The organism is Caldimonas mangrovi (assembly GCF_023721835.1).
GTDB classification, from domain to species: domain Bacteria; phylum Pseudomonadota; class Gammaproteobacteria; order Burkholderiales; family Burkholderiaceae_C; genus Caldimonas; species Caldimonas mangrovi.
The window spans coordinates 335,286-351,472 of record NZ_JAMKFE010000004.1 but is presented as its reverse complement, the minus strand read 5'-3'; the positions used below and the strand labels follow the sequence as shown (position 1 = coordinate 351,472).

Below are 16,187 nucleotides of genomic sequence, written 5' to 3'. Positions count from 1 at the left end.
AAACGATGATGAACGCGAAGCAACTGTTGAGCGGTGTGGCAGCGGCGTTGATGGCGGCGGGCGTGTATGCCCAGAGTGCCCCGAGCCCCGAAACGGGCTCGCAGCTCGGCGGCGGCGCAGGCCAAGGCGAGGTGACTCCCCGCAGTTCCGACTATGGCGCCGGCAGCACGGCGTCCGACCCGGCGATGAGCGGGTCGCAGTCGCAAACGTACGAGTCCAGCATGAGCGACGCCACCAATGGCGTGGAACGCAAGCGCGATCAGGCGCTGCATCCTGCCGGATCGACGGGCTCGTCATTCGGCGGCATCGCGGGTGACGGCGAGGTGTCGACCTTCCCGGAAGCCGAACCGACCTACCAGGCTGACAGCTGGGCCAACCAGGATCAGGCGCAGGATTCGATGCAGTAAGGCGATGTCTGCAGTAGCGGCGGGCGCCGTCACAAGGCGGCGCCCAGCCGTACCCCCTGGTCGATCGCACGCTTGGCATCCAGTTCGGCGGCCTCGTGCGCTCCGCCGATCAGGTGCACCTTGACCCCGGCCGCGCTCAGCGGCTCCACCAGTTCGCGCAGCGGCTCCTGGCCGGCGCACAACACCACGTGGTCGACCTGCAGCCAGGTCGGCTCCTCGCGCTGCTCGCCGTGGCTGATCAGCAGACCCCGGTCGTCGATGCGCTCGTAGTTGACCCCGCCCATCATGCGCACCTGCTTGTGCTTCAGCGTGGTGCGGTGGATCCAGCCGGTGGTCTTGCCCAGCCGTCCGCCGAGCTTGCCTGACCTGCGCTGCAGCAGGTAGACCTCGCGCGCCGGTGGCGGCACCTGCGGCCGCACCCCTTCGATGCCACCGCGCGCTTGCGCGGGGTCCCCCACGCCCCACTCCGCCCGCCATTCGTCGAGGTGCAGCGCCGGCGAATGCCCCTCATGCACCAGGAATTCGGCGATGTCGAAGCCGATGCCGCCGGCGCCGACGACCGCCACACGGGGGCCCACGGGTTTGCGGTGCCGCAGCACATCGATGTAACTCAGCACCTTGGGGTGCTCCTGCCCGGGAATGCGCGGGTCGCGCGGCAAGACGCCGGTGGCCGCGATCACCTCGTCGTAGCCGCCCGCGCGCAGGGCCACCGCGTCCACGCGCTGCCCAAGGTGCAGATGCACGCCGGTCAGTTCGACGCGGCGGCGGAAGTAGCGCAGCATTTCATGGAACTCCTCCTTGCCCGGTACCGCCTTCGCCATGTTGAGCTGGCCGCCGATCTCTCCGTGCGCCTCGAACAGGTCGACGTGGTGGCCGCGCTCGGCCAGGGTGGTCGCGGCGGCCAGGCCGGCCGGGCCGGCGCCGACCACCGCGAAACGCCTGCGGCGCACCGGCGGGCGTATCACCAGCTCGGTCTCGTGGCAGGCCCTGGGGTTGACCAGGCAACTGGTGAGCTTGTTGACGAAGATGTGGTCGAGGCAGGCCTGGTTGCAGGCGATGCAGGTGTTGATCTCGTCGGCGCGGCCTTCGGCCGCCTTTTTCACGAATTCCGCATCCGCCAGCAGCGGGCGCGCCATCGAGACCATGTCAGCGCTGCCTTCGGCGAGGATCGCTTCGGCGACCTCGGGCGTGTTGATCCGGTTCGACGTCACCAGCGGGATGCCGACCTCGCCCTTCATCTTTCGGGTCAACCACGCGAAGGCGCCTCGTGGCACGCTGGTCGCGATGGTCGGTACGCGCGCCTCGTGCCAGCCGATGCCGGTGTTGATGATGGTGGCGCCGGCACGCTCGACTGCCTTCGCAAGCTGCACCACTTCGTCCCACGAACTGCCGCCGGGCACGAGGTCGATCATCGACAGCCGGTAGATCAGGATGAAATCCGGGCCCACCGCCTCGCGCGTGCGCTGCACGATCTCGAGCGGCAGGCGCATGCGGTTTTCGTACGGCCCGCCCCATGCATCCTTGCGATGGTTGGTGGCCTGCACCAGGAACTGGTTGATGAAGTAGCCCTCGGAGCCCATGATCTCGACGCCGTCGTAGCCGGCCTCGCGCGCCAGCACCGCACAGCGCACGAAAGCGCGGATCTGTCGTTCGACGCCGCGTGCACCGAGCTCGCGCGGCGTGAACGGCGAGATCGGCGACTTCAGCCGTGACGGTGCCACCGCCAGCGGGTGGTAGGCATAACGCCCGGTGTGCAGGATCTGCAGCGCGATCTTGCCGCCCTCGGCATGCACCGCGTCGGTCACGCGCCGGTGGCGGCGTGCCGCACCGTGTGTCGCCAGCCGGCCGGCGAAGGGCTTGGCCCAGCCTTCGATGTTCGGCGCGAAGCCGCCGGTCACCATCAGCCCGACACCGCCGCGTGCGCGCTCCACGAAGTAGGCGGCGAGCTTGTCGAACTGGTCGCCATCCTCGAGGCCGGTGTGCATGGAGCCCATCAACACCCGGTTCTTCAGCGTGGTGAAGCCGAGGTCCAGCGGCGCGAGCAAGTGCGGGTAGCGGCTCAAGCGGTTCTCCTTGGATGTGCCGGCAATTATCGAACGATCGTTCGTATTTTTGCATCGGGTGTACTTTCTGACGCGCCGCCGTGAGCTCCGGTGATCAGCCGCCGCGGCGGCCCGGCAAGCGGGTTGGCAAAAATTACAAGGCGGCGACGGCGCGCTCATTCTTTCGATGCAGCAGCGTCAGGCACGGCATTTGATTGTGGCCAGCGAGGCCGCCGCGACGCACCGCGGCAGTTCGCGTCCGGAGGTCCGGCGCCCGCGCGCTCGGCGGCGCGGGCAGGTGATCGACGCCCGTTTCCGTTTGTTGTCTTACCGGAGTCCCTGGATGAACCGCCCCCTGCCTTGCCGTCGTGTCGTCTGCCGGACCCTCTCCCTGGCGCACCGGAACGCGGGGCGCTGAAGCGCCGTCGATCCTCGATGCCCTGGCTCAAGCTGCTGCACATTGCAGCGTTGATCGTCTGGTGCGGCTCGCTGCTGTACCTGCCCGCAGCCATTGCCGCAGGCTCCGCGCGCAGCGAAGGCGAGTTGTTCCTTTCTCCGCACGATCAGATGGCGCGCACGCTGTTCACGATCGTCGCGACACCGGCAGCCCTGCTGGCGATCGCGTCCGGCACCGCGGTGTTCGTGGTCGATCAGACGCTCGCCGTGTGGCTGCTCGCGAAGCTGACGCTGGTCTGCGGCCTGGTGCTGTGCCATGCGGCCTGCGGCGTGCTGCTGCTGCGTGTCGAACACGACCGCCACCGCCCTGTCGGCGCCACCTGCGCGATGGTCGGCGGCCTGTCACTGCTGTTGATCGGCGCAATCGCATGGCTGGTGTTGGCCAAGCCGTTTTGAAAGCCCCGGCGATGCGAACACCTCGACCCGGTTGCCGAGCGCTACTCCTCGGTGTCCACCCCGACGGCATGCTCGTAGACCAGCCGCCCCCCGAGATAGGCCGCCAGTGCGATCATCGCCGCCGTCAACAGCGAGACGTAGAGCCCCCACGGGATCACCAGCGCCTGATCGTCGCCGAAACGCAGCAACCAGTTCATCGACGCCAGCGACAGCATCATCACGGCGATGACCGCGTGGCACCACCCGGTGACGAGGCGCCTCACCGGTGCCACGGTCACCAGGTCGACGAGGCCGGCGAGGCTCGCGATCCATCCCCCTGCGGCGCCGACGCCCGCCAGCCACAGGCCGGCTCGAGCCCAGAACGGGTCCCGGCTCATCAGATAGGCCACGTCGACCGCGACCAGTCCCAGCAGGGCCGCCACGGGGAAGTGGATCATCATCGGGTGCAGGGGGTGGCCCGCGATCGCTGCGCGACTGCGTATCGGCGCCGCTTGCCGAGGCGCCGGGGTGCCTTCTTCTGGGGGACGGTCTGTCAGACGCTCGCGGGTTGCCATGGCGCTCAATCCGCCCTGGACCCTGCCGGCCCGGCGGCGCACGCGATCGCGACGTTGTGGTGGTGGATGCTCGGGTACGGCACGCTGGTGCTGCTGGGAGTGGTGGGATTGTGGCTGCTGGCGCTGCGCCGGCAGCCGCGCCACTGGGGCGAGGAGCAGGCGCGTCGCACCGGCCGACGCTGGCTGGTGTTCGGCGGCCTGCTGCTGCCCTTCGGCAGCGTTGCCGTGCTCTTGGCATTCGGCATACCCGCCGGCCACCGCCTGCTGCCGCTACCGCTCGAAGGGCCGCAGCCGATGCGCGTGGACGTCGTCGCCCACCAATGGTGGTGGGAGATCCGCTACCCGGGCACCGGCGTGCAGCTGGTCGACGAGCTGCGGCTGCCGGCCGGCCGCCCGGTCGACGTGCACACCACCAGCCGTGACGTGATCCACTCGTTCTGGGTGCCGCGCCTGGGCGGCAAGATCGACGCGATCCCTGGCCGCACCAATGTGATCCGCCTGCAGGCTGACGCGCCCGGGCTGATGCGCGGGCAGTGCGCCGAGTTCTGCGGCGACGCCCATGCCCACATGACCATGCAAGTTCGCGTGATGCCGGCCGACCAGTTCGACGCCTGGCTCGCGGCCCCCCGACCATGAGCGAGCCGGTCACCACCTCCCCTGGCCGACCGGTCGACGAAGCACACGCCGAGTTCGAGGCCGTGTGGGGCAACCCGCGCGGCTGGCGCGCCTTGTCGATCGTCAACCACACGTCGATCGGGCTGCGCTTTGCCGTCACCGGCGGGGTGTTCTTCGTGATCGCGGGGCTGCTGGCAATGATGATGCGCTCGCAGCTCGCCATCCCGCATCACGCCTTCATGACGGCAGAGGCCTATCACCAGGCCTTCACGATGCACGGCACGTTGATGATGTTCCTGTTCGCGGTGCCGGTGCTCGAAGGGCTGGCCTGCTACCTGATCCCGAAGATGCTCGGCGCGCGCGACCTGGTGTTCCCGCGCTTGAGCGCCTTCGGCTATTGGTGCTACCTGTTCGGCGGCATCATCGTGACGTCCAGCCTGTTCTTCGGGGTGGCGCCGAACTCGGGCTGGTTCATGTACGTGCCGCTGTCCGGCAGCGTCTACACGCCGGGCATCAATTCCGACTTCTGGCTGCTGGGCATCACCTTCGTCGAGATCTCGGCGGTGGCGGCCGGCGTCGAGCTCATCGTGTCGATCCTGCGCACGCGCGCGCCCGGCATGGCGTTGCACCAGATGCCGATCTTCGCCTGGTACATCCTGGTGACCGCGTTGATGATCGTGGTGGGCTTCCCGCCGCTGATCCTCGGCAGCATCCTGCTGGAACTCGAGCGTGCGGCCGGCCTGCCGTTCTTCGACGTCACGCGCGGCGGCGACCCGATCCTGTGGCAGCACCTGTTCTGGCTGTTCGGCCACCCCGAGGTCTACATCATCTTCCTGCCTGCCGCCGGCATCGTCTCGACCGTGTTGCCGGTGTTCGCGCGCCGCCCGCTGGTCGGTTACCGGTGGGCCGTGGTCGCGGTCATCACCACCGGCTTCATCAGCTTCGGGCTGTGGGTGCACCACATGTTCACGGTCGGCATCCCGCAACTGGCGCAGGTTTTCTTCTCGGCCGCGAGCATGCTGGTGGCGGTGCCGACCAGCATCCAGATCTTCGCGTGGCTGGCGACGCTGTGGACCGGCCGGCCGGTGATGCGCGTCCCGATGCTGTGGGTCGTCGGCTTCCTGGTGATCTTCGTCGCCGGCGGGTTGACCGGCGTGATGCTCGCGCTCGTGCCTTTCGACTGGCAGGTGCACGACACGCATTTTGTCGTCGCGCACATGCACTACGTGCTGGTCGGCGGCATGCTGTTCCCGCTGCTGGCCGGGCTGTACTACTGGATGCCGCACTTCAGCGGGCGCATGCCCTCGGAGCGCCTCGCGAAGTGGGGCTTCTGGCTCACCTTCGTCGGCTTCAACGGCACCTTCCTGGTGATGCACTGGACCGGATTGCTCGGCATGCCGCGGCGCGTCTACACCTATGACCCGGGCCTGGGTTGGGAATGGCCCAACCTGGTGTCGTCGGTCTTCAGCTTCGTGATGGCGGCCGGCATCGCGATGGTGCTGCTGGACTTCGCCCTTCATTTCCGCTTCGGCCGTCCTGCGCGCCAGAACCCCTGGGACGCCGACACGCTCGAGTGGGCCACCGACCTGCCGCCGACCGCCTACAACTTCGCCAGCCTGCCGAGCGTCGATTCGCGTCACCCATTGTGGGTGCGGCCCCAATTGCCGCGCGACGTGGCCGAAGCGCGCTGTGCCCTGCCGCACGCGCGCCACGGTCGGCGCGAGACGATGGGCTGCGACCCTGTGACCGGCGTGCCGCGCGAGGTGATCCACTTGCCGGGCAACTCCTTCCTGCCGCTGCATGCGGCCCTGACACTCGCGGTGGTTTGCTGCTCGCTGCTGTTCAAGGCCTACCTCGTCGCCGCCGTCGCTGCCGCCGTGACCGTCGCCATCCTGCTGCGCTGGTCGTGGGAGAACGGTGCCCACCCGCACGCCGCCCCCGAGACGCACGATCTTCCCGAAGGATTGAAGCTGCACTCGCGCACCTTCGACGGCCCCGGGCTGTGGGGCATGGGGCTGACGCTGCTGGCCGATGCGGCGCTGTTCCTGTCGCTGGTGTTCGGCTGGTTGTACCTGTGGACCGCGTCGCCAGGCTTCACGGCCCCTGCGCACACGCCGCTGTCGGCCACAGTGGTGCTCGGCAGCGGCGCTGCGCTGAGCGTGGCGACGGCCTGGCTTCTGCACGTGGTGCGGCGGCTCAAGCGCGACGACGAGCGGGGGCTGCAATGGCAGTTGCTCGGCATTGCGCTGCTGGGCGCCGTGCAGGCAGGCGGCACCGCATGGCTGATGGCGGCCTCGCCGATCACGCCGACCGGCAACGCCCATGACGCCGTGATCGCGGTGATGCTCGGCTTCCTGCTGCTGCACGGCGGACTGGGCGCGGTGCTGGCCGCGCTGCAGGCGTGGCGCGTCGGCCACCGCTATGTCGGCGCGCATGCGCCGTACGAGCCGGCAGTGCTGGCGCAGTTGTGGATCTTCAATACCGGCTGCTTCTGGGTCGCGTGCGTCGCGTTGATGCTGTTTCCTGCCGCCTTCGGGGGGGTGCCGTGACGTTCGCACGTCACCCGCTGCAGCTGGCGCTCGGGTTCATCGTCTGGTCGGTGTGGTTCATCGCCGCCTACGGCGGTTTGTCGCTCGGTTGCTCGGTCGCTCCGCCCGCCCCTCAGGCAGGGGCGCACACATGGATCAACGGCCTGCTCGCGGTGCTGACGCTCGCCACGGCCGCAGGGCTGTCGTGGTGCGCCTGGGCCTGCTGGCGGGCACGCGACGCACAGACGCCGCCGCAGTCGCAGGCCGCCAGCCGTTTCATGGCACCGACCACTGCAGCCTTGCATGTGGCTGCCGCCATCGCGACGCTGTTCGTCGGGCTGCCGCTCGTCGTGATGCCGCCATGCGCCTGATCGTTGCACTGCTGCTGGCTGCGGCCCCTGCTGCGGGAAGCGCCCACTCGCCCTGGGACACCGGCGAACTGTCGCATCTGCCGATCTGGGCTTCGCAAGCCGTGCTGCTCGCAGCCTGGCTGCTGTATGTACCGGGAGCCGCACGCCTGCGGCCCTCGCCCGGTGAACGGGCCGCCTTTCATGGCGGGATGGCGGTGGCAGGCGTGGCGCTGTTCGGCCCGTTCGACGACTGGGCCACCTCGAGCACGGCCATGCACATGGTGCAGCACATGCTGCTGATGGTGGTGGCGGCCCCGCTGTGGGTGCTGGCCCGGCCGCTGCCTCAGTGGCGCGCCGCGCTGGGTCGCGCCGGAGACTGGTGGTGGTTCCCGCTGTTGCGCGCCGGCCGCCACCCGATGGCCTGCGCCGCACTGCACGCAGCGGCCATCTGGGGCTGGCATCTGCCGGGGCCCTACATGGCGGCGGTCGCCAACAACTGGTGGCACGTCGCCGAGCATGCGAGCTTCGCGCTCACGGCATGGCTGTTCTGGTGGGCCGTGCTGCGTGCACGCCGCGGCGGCGAGCTTCGAGCCGCGCTGGCGCTGCTGTTCACGCTGATGCATACGGGCCTGCTGGGCGCCGTGCTGACCTTCGCACAGGCGCCTCTGTACTACCGCGAGTCGCGCGAATTGTGGGACCAGCAGCTCGCCGGTCTGGCGATGTGGGTGCCGGGCGGCATGGCCTACCTGACCGCCATCGCGGGGTGCGCGTACCGGTGGCTCGCGCGACTGCAACGCGGCAGCCGCAGCACCGAGGCTACGAGCTGGCCGGGGTAGTACGCCAGGGCATCGGCGCGGTCGAGGCAGCGTTCCACATCGTCCAGGGCGCCCACATGGTGCTCCACGAGCGCATGCCCAGCGTCATCAGTTCGCGGGCCGACTCCTGGATGGGTTGCGGCGGCGTGGTGCCCGCGAAGAACTTGCCGAACCAGTCGGCGCCGGGCCCGTTGGTCTCGTCGGCAGAGGCCGGAGCCAGAGGGCTGCCCGGGCTCCAGACACGCAGCGGCCACAGCCAGAACATCGACTGCATCTCTATCCATGCATTGGTGGCCTGCTCGATGTTGTCGAAGGCCGAGCGTGTCGCCGCCTCGTAGACGGAGGTCCAGCGCTGTGCCGCCTCGTTCATCGCTTCGGCACCGATCGCGGCAGCTTCAGAAGCCGTCTCGGTCGCAGCGTCGGAAATTTCAGTCGCGTCGGTCACGTCCGTCACGTCGGGTGCTTCATTGCGCTTTCTGCTGGGCATGGTCGTTTCCCTGGAGGTTGGCGAAGGGGAAAGAGCACCATAGGCACGCATTGCGCACGGCGCAAGCTGCCGAAGATGTCCTTACGCGAGGCTCGGTTTCATGCCCGCGTCGAGCGCCCACCTTATGCCGGCGCGTCGCGCCGTGCATGGCCTGATCGTGAGTAACGGTGACGGCGTCACGCTGCGCAGGGCAGGTCCGGCATGTGGCCGGTGAAAACGACGCGCGTGCTCAGCTGCTTTGCCGCACCACCACACGATAGGGCAGCCGCACGCTCGAGGGCACCGGCGTATCGCTGCGCATGAGCTGCAGCAGCATGCGGGCGCCGGCTTCGCCGACCTCGAAGCGCGGCGTGTGCACGGTCGTCAGCGGCGGCAGCATCTGGTCGCTGCCGTCCAGGTCGTTGAAGCCCGCGACGGCCACGCGTGCGGGCACCTCGATACCCAGTCGATGCGCCGCGAGCAACCCGCCTTGCGCCAGATCGTCGTTGCAGAAAAAGACCGCGTCGATGTCGCGCCGCGTCGCCAGCAGTTCCTCGAACAACTGCGCGCCGAGCGCGAGCGACGAGCGGTCGGGGCTCAGCAGTTCCAGCCGGGCGTCGTAGCAGCCGGCCTGCCGCAGTGCGCGGCGGTAGCCGTCGGCACGCTGCATCGTGCGCGGGTCGAGCTGAGCGGCGACGAAGGCAATGCGACGCCGGCCACGCGACAACAGGTGTTCGGTGATCGCCGCGCCCGCTTCGGTCTGCGAAAAGCCGACACAGTAGACCCCCGGCGCCTCGGTCGTTTCCATCAGATGCACGCACGGCAGCCCGCTGGCGAGGATCAGCTGGCGACTGGCCTCGGTGCGGTCGAAGCCCGTCACCAGCAGCCCGGCCGGGCGGTGCGCGAGGTAGCTGCGCAGCAGCATTTCCTCCTCGTCGGGGTCATAGTGCGTCACGCCGATCAACGACTGGTAGCCGGCCGGGAACAGCGTGCGGTGCACCGCTTCGAGCAGGTCGACGAACAGCGTGTTCGACAGCATCGGCACCAGCACGGCCACCTGGGTGCTGCGCGAAGATGCCAGTGCGCGTGCGGCCGGGTCGGGCACATAGCCGAGCCGCCGTACCGCCTCCTGGACGCGTGCGACCAGATCGGCACCGACGCCGCGCTCCCCCCGCAACGCGCGCGATGCGGTGATCGGACTCACGCCCGCCTCGCGGGCCACGTCATTCAGCGTCACGCGGCCGCTGGAGCGGCGGCGGCGGGCGGCGGGCAGGTCCATCCTCGGGTTTTCCCTATTCGTTTTTAAGAACTGGGGCGTAGGATAGCGCTACCACGACGTCTCCACAATGGTGATACAACGCCCCTGCAGCATGGCAGGCGCGCCCCACCACGAGTTCGTCGACAGAACACTACTCGCCGCGCGTCGGCGATTTTTTGGAATCGAATGGACAGCGCTACCCATCCCTCGATACCCCCTGCCCGCTCCCTCGTCGTGATGGGCGTGGCCGGCTGCGGAAAGTCCAGCCTGGGCCGTGCGTGCGCCGATGCGCTGGGCTGGCCGCTGCTGGAAGGAGATGAGTACCACTCCCCGGAGAACGTCGCAAAAATGCGTGCCGGCATCGCGCTCACCGACGCTGACCGCGAAGGCTGGCTCGACCGTCTCGGCAACCTGCTTCAGGCGGCGCCACACGGCGCGGTGCTGACCTGCTCGGCTTTGAGACAGCGCTACCGTGACCGCCTGCGCAGTTTCGTCCCGGGACTGCGCTTTGCATTCCTCCAGCTTTCCGAGGCTGACGCCTACGCCCGCGTCGCGTCGCGGCCGAACCACCTCTTCCCGCCCAGCCTGGTCGCCAGCCAGTTTGCGACGCTGGAATCGCCCGCCGGTGAACCCGGCGTGCTGAGCCTGGACGCTACGCGTGCGCTCGACACGCTGTGCCAGGAGGTCGTTGCCTGGATGCGTCATGGCGGCATGGCATTGAAGAAGGACCGCGCATGAGTTCCTCCCCCCTGTCCCGCGCCAGCACCTGGCTGCGCCGCCTCGCCGAGGCCGCGATGGCGGTCGGCCTGGCCGGCATGGTGCTCGCCGTGTTCGTCAACGTGGTGCTGCGCTACGTGTTCGACACCGGCATCGTGTTCTACGAGGAACTGTCTCGCCTGCTGTTCGTGTGGCTGGTGTGCATCGGCACGATCGTCGCATCGGCCGAGAACAAGCACCTCGGCTTCGACATGCTGACCGCCCGCCTGAAGGGGACGCCCCGCGCGGTCTGCACCTGGCTCAGCCGCCTGGGCATCGCCTACGTGATGGTGCTGGTCGTGCAAGGCTCGTGGCGGCAGGTCGAAGCCGGCATGGAGAGCTTCAGCACCGTGATCGGCTACCCGCTGGCGCTGGCCGCCGCGGCGACGCTGGTACTCGCACTCGGCGTGCTGCTGGTGCTCATCGTGCAGACGCTGCAGGGCAGCCGCCCACCGCACCACGACGACGAAGGCCTGGTGGAGTGACCCGATGGTAGTCACTGGCATTTTCCTGGCCGTGCTGCTCGTCGCGATGATGATCGGCATGCCTATCGCGCATGCGCTGGTGCTGACCGGCGTGGCGCTGATGTACCACCTGGACTTCTTCGACACGCAGCTGCTCGCACAGAACCTGCAGGCAGGCTTCGACAGCTTCCCGCTGCTGGCCGTGCCCTTCTTCATCCTGGCCGGCGAGCTGATGAACGCCGGCGGCCTGAGCCGGCGCATCATCGAACTGGCGCGCACCTTCGTCGGCCACATCCGCGGTGGGCTGGGTTTCGTCGCGATCGGCGCGGCCATCCTGCTGGCCAGCATGTCGGGCTCGGCAATCGCCGACACCGCGGCGCTCGCGACCATCCTGCTGCCCATGATGCGTCAGCAGCAGTACCCCGACGGCTACAGCGCCGGGTTGCTTGCATCGGGCGGCATCATCGCGCCCATCATCCCGCCGTCGATGCCGTTCGTGATCTACGGCGTGACGACCAACACATCGATCAGCAAGCTGTTCCTCTCGGGCGTGTTTCCGGGCCTGATGATGGGCTTGTTCCTGATCTTCGCGTGGTGGTGGATTGCGCGCACGCACAAGCTCGCGCCGATGGAGCGCGTCGACTGGCGTGGGCGCATCCGCGCACTCGGGCACAGCGTCTGGGCGCTGATGATGCCGGTGATCATCCTCGGCGGACTGAAGGGCGGCGTGTTCACGCCGACCGAGGCGGCCGTCGTCGCAGCGGTCTACGCGCTGTTCGTCTCGGTGGTGATCTATCGCGAGCTCGATGCCAAGGCGGTCTACGAAGTGCTGGTCTCGTCGAGCAAGACCACCGCCGTGGTGCTGTTCCTGTGTGGTGCAGCGACCGTGACGGCCTACATGATCACGCTCGCCGACCTGCCCAACGAACTCGCGAAGACCTTTGCGCCAGTGATGGACCGCCCGATTCTGTTCATGGCGCTGATGATGCTCTTCCTGGTGCTCGTCGGCACCGCGATGGACCTGACGCCGACGATCCTGATCTTCGCGCCGGTGGTGGCGCCACTGGCGGTCAAGGCCGGCATCGACCCGGTCTACTTCGGCTTCATGTTCATCTTCACCGGCTGCCTGGGGCTGATCACGCCACCGGTCGGCACCGTCCAGAACGTGGTCGCCGGCGTCGGGCGGCTGCGCATCGAGACCGTGATCCGCGGCACCGCGCCCTTCCTGCTGATGTATTTCGTGCTGCTGGCGCTGTTCGTCGCGTTCCCTCAGCTCATCCTCACCCCCCTGAAGTGGATCCACTGAGGTCCACCGTTTTGTAGCTCTGAAGGAGATGACCCTCATGAAACTCAAGCAACTCGTCGCGGCCCTCGGCATCGCCCTCGTCGCCAGCAGCGCAGCGTATGCGCAGGACATCAAGCCGCGCCTGATCCGCTTCGGCTACGGGCTGGTGGAAAACTCCAACCAGGGGCGCGCCGTCAAGCTGTTCGCCGAAGAAGTCGAGAAGGCCTCGGGCGGCAAGATGAAGGTGCGCGCCATCGGCGCGGCCGCCCTCGGCTCGGACGTGCAGATGCAGCAGGCCCTGATCGGCGGTGCGCAGGAGATGATGGTCGGCTCCACCGCCACGCTGGTGGGTATCACCAAGGAAATGGCCATCTGGGACACGCCCTTCCTGTTCAACAACGCGCAGGAAGCCGACGTCGTGCTCGACGGCCCGGTGGGCCAGAAGATCATCGACAAGCTGCAGGAGAAGGGGCTGGTGGGCCTGGTCTACTGGGAAAACGGCTTCCGCAACCTGACCAACAACAAGCAGCCGGTCGCCAAGCTCGAAGACCTGAACGGCATCAAGCTGCGCGTGATGCAGAACAACGTCTTCCTGGACAGCTTCAAATCGCTCGGCGCGAACGCCGTGCCGCTGCCCTTCTCGGAGTTGTTCACGGCCCTGGAGACGAAAGCCGTCGACGGCCAGGAGAACCCGTACAACACCATCCTGTCGAGCAAGTTCTACGAAGTGCAGAAGTACCTGACCGTGACCAACCACGTCTACAGCCCGTGGATCGTGCTGGTCAGCAAGAAGTGGTGGGACGGCCTGTCGAAGGACGAGCGCGACGTGCTGGCGAACGCGGCGAAGAAGAGCCGTGACTTCGAGCGCAAGGACACGCGTGAGGAAGCCGCCAAGGCGCTGGCCGAACTGAAGGCCAAAGGCATGCAGGTCAACGAGCTGTCGGCCGCCGAAGCCAACCGCATGCGCAGCAAGCTCACGCAGGTGAACGCCAGCATCGCCGCCAACGTCGGCCAGGACCTGTGGAACGAAGTGCAGGCCGCGGTCGAGAAAGCGCGCGCCAGCAGCAAGTAAGCAGCAAGCGCCGCCCGGCGATTCTTTCGCAGGGTGGGCGGCTCGCCCACCCTGCCTGCATCAGGCAGCGGACACGCTCACCGCCACCCCGCTCAACACCGCATTGCCCGACAGCGGGTCACGCACCGACTCGTCGAGCACCGCGTTCAGGTTGGCGCCCGGCCGCTCGGCCGCCAGCGCCATCCGGGTGCCCGGCACCCCGTGGCCCCAGCCATGCGGCAGGCTGACGACACCCGGCATCATGTCGTCGCTCAGTTCCACCTGCGCCTCGATCGCGCGCCCGCCGTTGGCGATGCGCGCCACGCCCGCATCGCTCAAGCCCAGCCGGCGGGCGTCGGCCGGATGCACGAGCACCGTGCAGCGGTAAGGGCCCTTGGCCAGGATGGCCAGGTTGTGCATCCAGCTGTTGTTCGAGCGCACCTGCCGGCGCCCGACGATGACGAACTCCGGCACCGGGCGCGCGAGGTCCTGCCCGGCACGCTGCAGGTCCTGCAGCAGCATCGGCGGGGCCAGCTCGATCCGGCCCGACGGCGTGCGCAGCACTTCCGGCACGCGTGGCTGCAAAGGCCCCAGGTCGATGCCGGCCGGCGCGGCCATCAACTTCTTCAGCGTCAGGCCCTCGGGGTTCTGGCCGAAGCCGTCGCCGTACGGGCCGGAGCGCAGGCCGAGGTCGAGCAGCCGCTCCGGCCCCTCCCAGCGCGAGACGGCGCGGATCACCGCTTCGGCCTGCGGACCGGCGGTGCGCCGCACCTCGTCGGCCAGCAACTCGTCGTCCAGCCGCCGGACGTTGGCATGCGCGCCCTCGCCGCGCAAGATGGCAATCAGCCGCAGGAGCGTCTGCCACTCGGGCAGATGCGCAGGGTCGGGCGTCAGCACCGCCGGGCTGTAGCGTGCGTGATTGCGGAACGACAGCTGGGCGAACGCGGTGTCGTAGTGTGTGTCCTCGAGCGGCGAACGGCCGGGCAGGATGACGTCGGCGTGCCGGGTCGTTTCGTTGAGATAGAGATCGACGCTGACCATGAAGTCGAGCTGCTCGAACGCGGCCGACAGCCGCGGGCCGTTCGGTGCCGACAGCACCGGGTTGCCGGCCACCGTGATCAGCGCCCGCACCTGGCCCGTGCCCGGCGTCTCGATTTCTTCGGCCAGACAACCCATCGGGTACTCGCCGAACACCTCCGGCACGCCCGACACGCGGCTGCGGTGCCGCCCGGTGACGATGCCGCGCCCCGTTCCCGGCGTGCCGAGGGTGTTGGCGGCGAACACCGCAGCTTTGGGGAACATCGCGCCGCCCGGCTCGTCGAAATGGCCGGTCAGCACGTTCAGCACGTCGATCAGCCAGCTTGCCAGCGTGCCGTATTCCTGCGTGCAGGTGCCCAGGCGCCCGTACACCACGGCACGCTGCGCAGCCGCCAGCGCACGCGCCTGTGTGCGGATCGCCTCGGCCGGGATGCCGCAGCGCGCGGCCACCTGTTCCGGGGAAAACGGCGCAACTGCTTGCTGCAGTTCGTCGACGCCCGCGACGTGAACGCCAAGCCGGCCGAGGCGCAGCAGCCGTTCGTCGAACAGCGTGTGCGCCATGCCCAGCAGCAGGAACACGTCGCCGCCCGGCCGGATGAACAGGTGTTCGTCAGCCATTGCAGCGGTTTCGCTGCGCCGCGGGTCGATCACGACCAGTCGGCCGCCGCGCGCCTGCATCGCCCGCGCCTTGCCACGGAAGTCCGGCACCGTCCAGAGGCTGCCGTTCGACGCCACCGGGTTCGCACCCAGCATCAGCAGGTGGTCGCAGCGCTCGATGTCGGGCACCGGGATCGACAGCCAATGCCCGAACATCAGCCCGCTGGACAGCTGCTTGGGCATCTGGTCCAGCGTCGACGCCGAAAACACGTTGCGCGAGCCGAGCGCGCGCACCAGCCGCGGCAGGTACATCAGCAAGCCCATCTTGTGCACGGTCGGGTTGCCGATCACCAGTGCGGCTGCATCGGCACCGTGCTGCTCGCGCAGCGGTACCAGACGTCGCTCGATCTCGGCGAAGGCCTCGTCCCAGCTCGCCTCGACGAACCGGCCGTCGCGCTTGATCAGCGGCGTGCGCAAGCGGTCGGGGTCTTCGTGCAGGTCCCTCAGCGCCACGCCCTTCGGACAGATGTACCCGGCGCTGAAGACGTCGGCCTCGTGGCCGCGGATCGACTCCACGCGGCCGTCCGCGATGCGCAGTTCGAGGCCGCAACAGGCCTCGCAGACGGGACAGATGCGGTGTGCGACCGCAGAGGTGGGGGGCGTGCTCATGCTTGTCTCCATGCCGGGGCCTGTTGTCGTGCCGCAGCATGCATCGCCACGCGCGAGCGCGCAATGACCTGCAAGGGAATACCTGCTGCAGCTGCAGCCATCGTGCGCGCAGACGCCGCCGGCGCCAGTCACACAGGAGACAACGGCCCCGCCAGCAGCGCTGTCCTAGGAGTCTGGGCGGCAGAAGGGACGTGCCTGACTGGGGCCGAGAGTCCAGGTAGGTTTCGTGGCCACGGCCGCGAACCACCTTCCCTATGAGCCGCAGCAGATGCCCTGGCCGACACCAGCTACCAAGCCGAAGCGGAGTTGAGCGCAAGCGGAGCGGCGGTGGAGAGCTCGTCAGACTGACTGGAGCCTCCCTCTCGGAGGGAGGCTGGAGGGTGCGGTCCGACAAGCTGGAGCTCCCTCGCGGAGGGGGCTCGGGGGAGCCGTGCGTAAAG

General features: G+C 68.5%; 15 protein-coding genes. 10 read left to right on the top strand and 5 right to left on the bottom strand.

Annotated elements, in window-relative coordinates; translation table 11 throughout:
• Window positions 1-8: 8 nt before the first annotated feature.
• Window positions 9-407 (top strand): hypothetical protein, encoded by a 399-nt coding sequence (locus M8A51_RS09135; RefSeq protein ID WP_251777897.1) that lies wholly within the window; start codon window positions 9-11, stop codon window positions 405-407.
• A gap of 29 nt (window positions 408-436) precedes the next feature.
• Here M8A51_RS09135 and M8A51_RS09130 read toward each other — a convergent pair whose 3' ends face one another.
• Window positions 437-2,470: an NADPH-dependent 2,4-dienoyl-CoA reductase gene (locus M8A51_RS09130; protein WP_251777896.1), complete on the bottom strand. Its 2,034-nt coding sequence runs from the start codon at window positions 2,468-2,470 to the stop codon at window positions 437-439.
• 414 nt (window positions 2,471-2,884) lie between these two features.
• Here M8A51_RS09130 and M8A51_RS09125 point away from each other — a divergent pair, with 414 nt between their 5' ends.
• Complete coding sequence (locus M8A51_RS09125; protein ID WP_251777895.1) at window positions 2,885-3,301, top strand: CopD family protein; 417 nt, start codon at window positions 2,885-2,887, stop codon at window positions 3,299-3,301.
• Between the two features lie 41 nt (window positions 3,302-3,342).
• On the opposite strand, the gene M8A51_RS09120 is transcribed toward M8A51_RS09125, so the two are convergent.
• Window positions 3,343-3,855: a DUF2231 domain-containing protein gene (locus M8A51_RS09120; protein WP_368408533.1), complete on the bottom strand. Its 513-nt coding sequence runs from the start codon at window positions 3,853-3,855 to the stop codon at window positions 3,343-3,345.
• Between M8A51_RS09120 and coxB the strand changes: the two genes are divergently transcribed.
• Genes coxB through M8A51_RS09100 form a run of 4 tightly spaced genes read left to right on the top strand, consistent with a single transcriptional unit; the run spans window position 3,745 to window position 8,184 of the window.
• Window positions 3,745-4,491 (top strand): cytochrome c oxidase subunit II, encoded by a 747-nt coding sequence (gene coxB / locus M8A51_RS09115; protein ID WP_368408532.1) that lies wholly within the window; start codon window positions 3,745-3,747, stop codon window positions 4,489-4,491. The genes M8A51_RS09120 and coxB overlap by 111 nt on opposite strands.
• Window positions 4,488-7,019, top strand: a complete 2,532-nt coding sequence (ctaD, locus tag M8A51_RS09110) for a cytochrome c oxidase subunit I (RefSeq protein WP_251777892.1) — start codon at window positions 4,488-4,490, stop codon at window positions 7,017-7,019. The genes coxB and ctaD overlap by 4 nt, the downstream gene beginning before the upstream one ends.
• Window positions 7,016-7,369 carry a hypothetical protein gene (locus M8A51_RS09105; RefSeq protein WP_251777891.1) on the top strand — a complete coding sequence of 118 codons (354 nt, stop codon included), beginning with the start codon at window positions 7,016-7,018 and terminating at the stop codon, window positions 7,367-7,369. Before ctaD ends, M8A51_RS09105 begins: the two co-directional genes overlap by 4 nt.
• A complete protein-coding gene (locus M8A51_RS09100) occupies window positions 7,360-8,184 on the top strand; it encodes a cytochrome c oxidase assembly protein (RefSeq protein WP_251777890.1) in 825 nt (274 codons plus the stop codon). Before M8A51_RS09105 ends, M8A51_RS09100 begins: the two co-directional genes overlap by 10 nt.
• Here the strand turns inward: M8A51_RS09100 and M8A51_RS09095 are convergent.
• Window positions 8,165-8,650 carry a hypothetical protein gene (locus M8A51_RS09095; protein ID WP_251777889.1) on the bottom strand — a complete coding sequence of 162 codons (486 nt, stop codon included), beginning with the start codon at window positions 8,648-8,650 and terminating at the stop codon, window positions 8,165-8,167. The genes M8A51_RS09100 and M8A51_RS09095 overlap by 20 nt on opposite strands.
• A gap of 229 nt (window positions 8,651-8,879) precedes the next feature.
• The gene (gene gntR, locus M8A51_RS09090) at window positions 8,880-9,908 is read right to left on the bottom strand and encodes an HTH-type transcriptional regulator GntR (RefSeq protein WP_251777888.1); all 1,029 of its coding nucleotides are present in this window, start codon (window positions 9,906-9,908) and stop codon (window positions 8,880-8,882) included.
• Window positions 9,909-10,073: 165 nt separating this feature from the next.
• On the opposite strand from gntR, the gene M8A51_RS09085 reads away from it, so the two are divergent.
• Genes M8A51_RS09085 through M8A51_RS09070 form a run of 4 tightly spaced genes read left to right on the top strand, consistent with a single transcriptional unit; the run spans window position 10,074 to window position 13,464 of the window.
• Window positions 10,074-10,625: a gluconokinase gene (locus M8A51_RS09085; RefSeq protein ID WP_251777887.1), complete on the top strand. Its 552-nt coding sequence runs from the start codon at window positions 10,074-10,076 to the stop codon at window positions 10,623-10,625.
• The gene (locus tag M8A51_RS09080; RefSeq protein ID WP_251777886.1) at window positions 10,622-11,128 is read left to right on the top strand and encodes a TRAP transporter small permease; all 507 of its coding nucleotides are present in this window, start codon (window positions 10,622-10,624) and stop codon (window positions 11,126-11,128) included. The genes M8A51_RS09085 and M8A51_RS09080 overlap by 4 nt, the downstream gene beginning before the upstream one ends.
• A gap of 4 nt (window positions 11,129-11,132) precedes the next feature.
• Window positions 11,133-12,413 (top strand): TRAP transporter large permease, encoded by a 1,281-nt coding sequence (locus M8A51_RS09075; protein WP_251777885.1) that lies wholly within the window; start codon window positions 11,133-11,135, stop codon window positions 12,411-12,413.
• Window positions 12,414-12,450: 37 nt separating this feature from the next.
• On the top strand, window positions 12,451-13,464 hold the full coding sequence (locus M8A51_RS09070; protein WP_251777884.1) for a TRAP transporter substrate-binding protein: 1,014 nt from the start codon (window positions 12,451-12,453) through the stop codon (window positions 13,462-13,464).
• 60 nt (window positions 13,465-13,524) lie between these two features.
• Here the strand turns inward: M8A51_RS09070 and M8A51_RS09065 are convergent, their stop codons facing one another.
• On the bottom strand, window positions 13,525-15,747 hold the full coding sequence (locus M8A51_RS09065; protein ID WP_251777883.1) for a molybdopterin-dependent oxidoreductase: 2,223 nt from the start codon (window positions 15,745-15,747) through the stop codon (window positions 13,525-13,527).
• Window positions 15,748-16,187 lie beyond the last annotated feature (440 nt).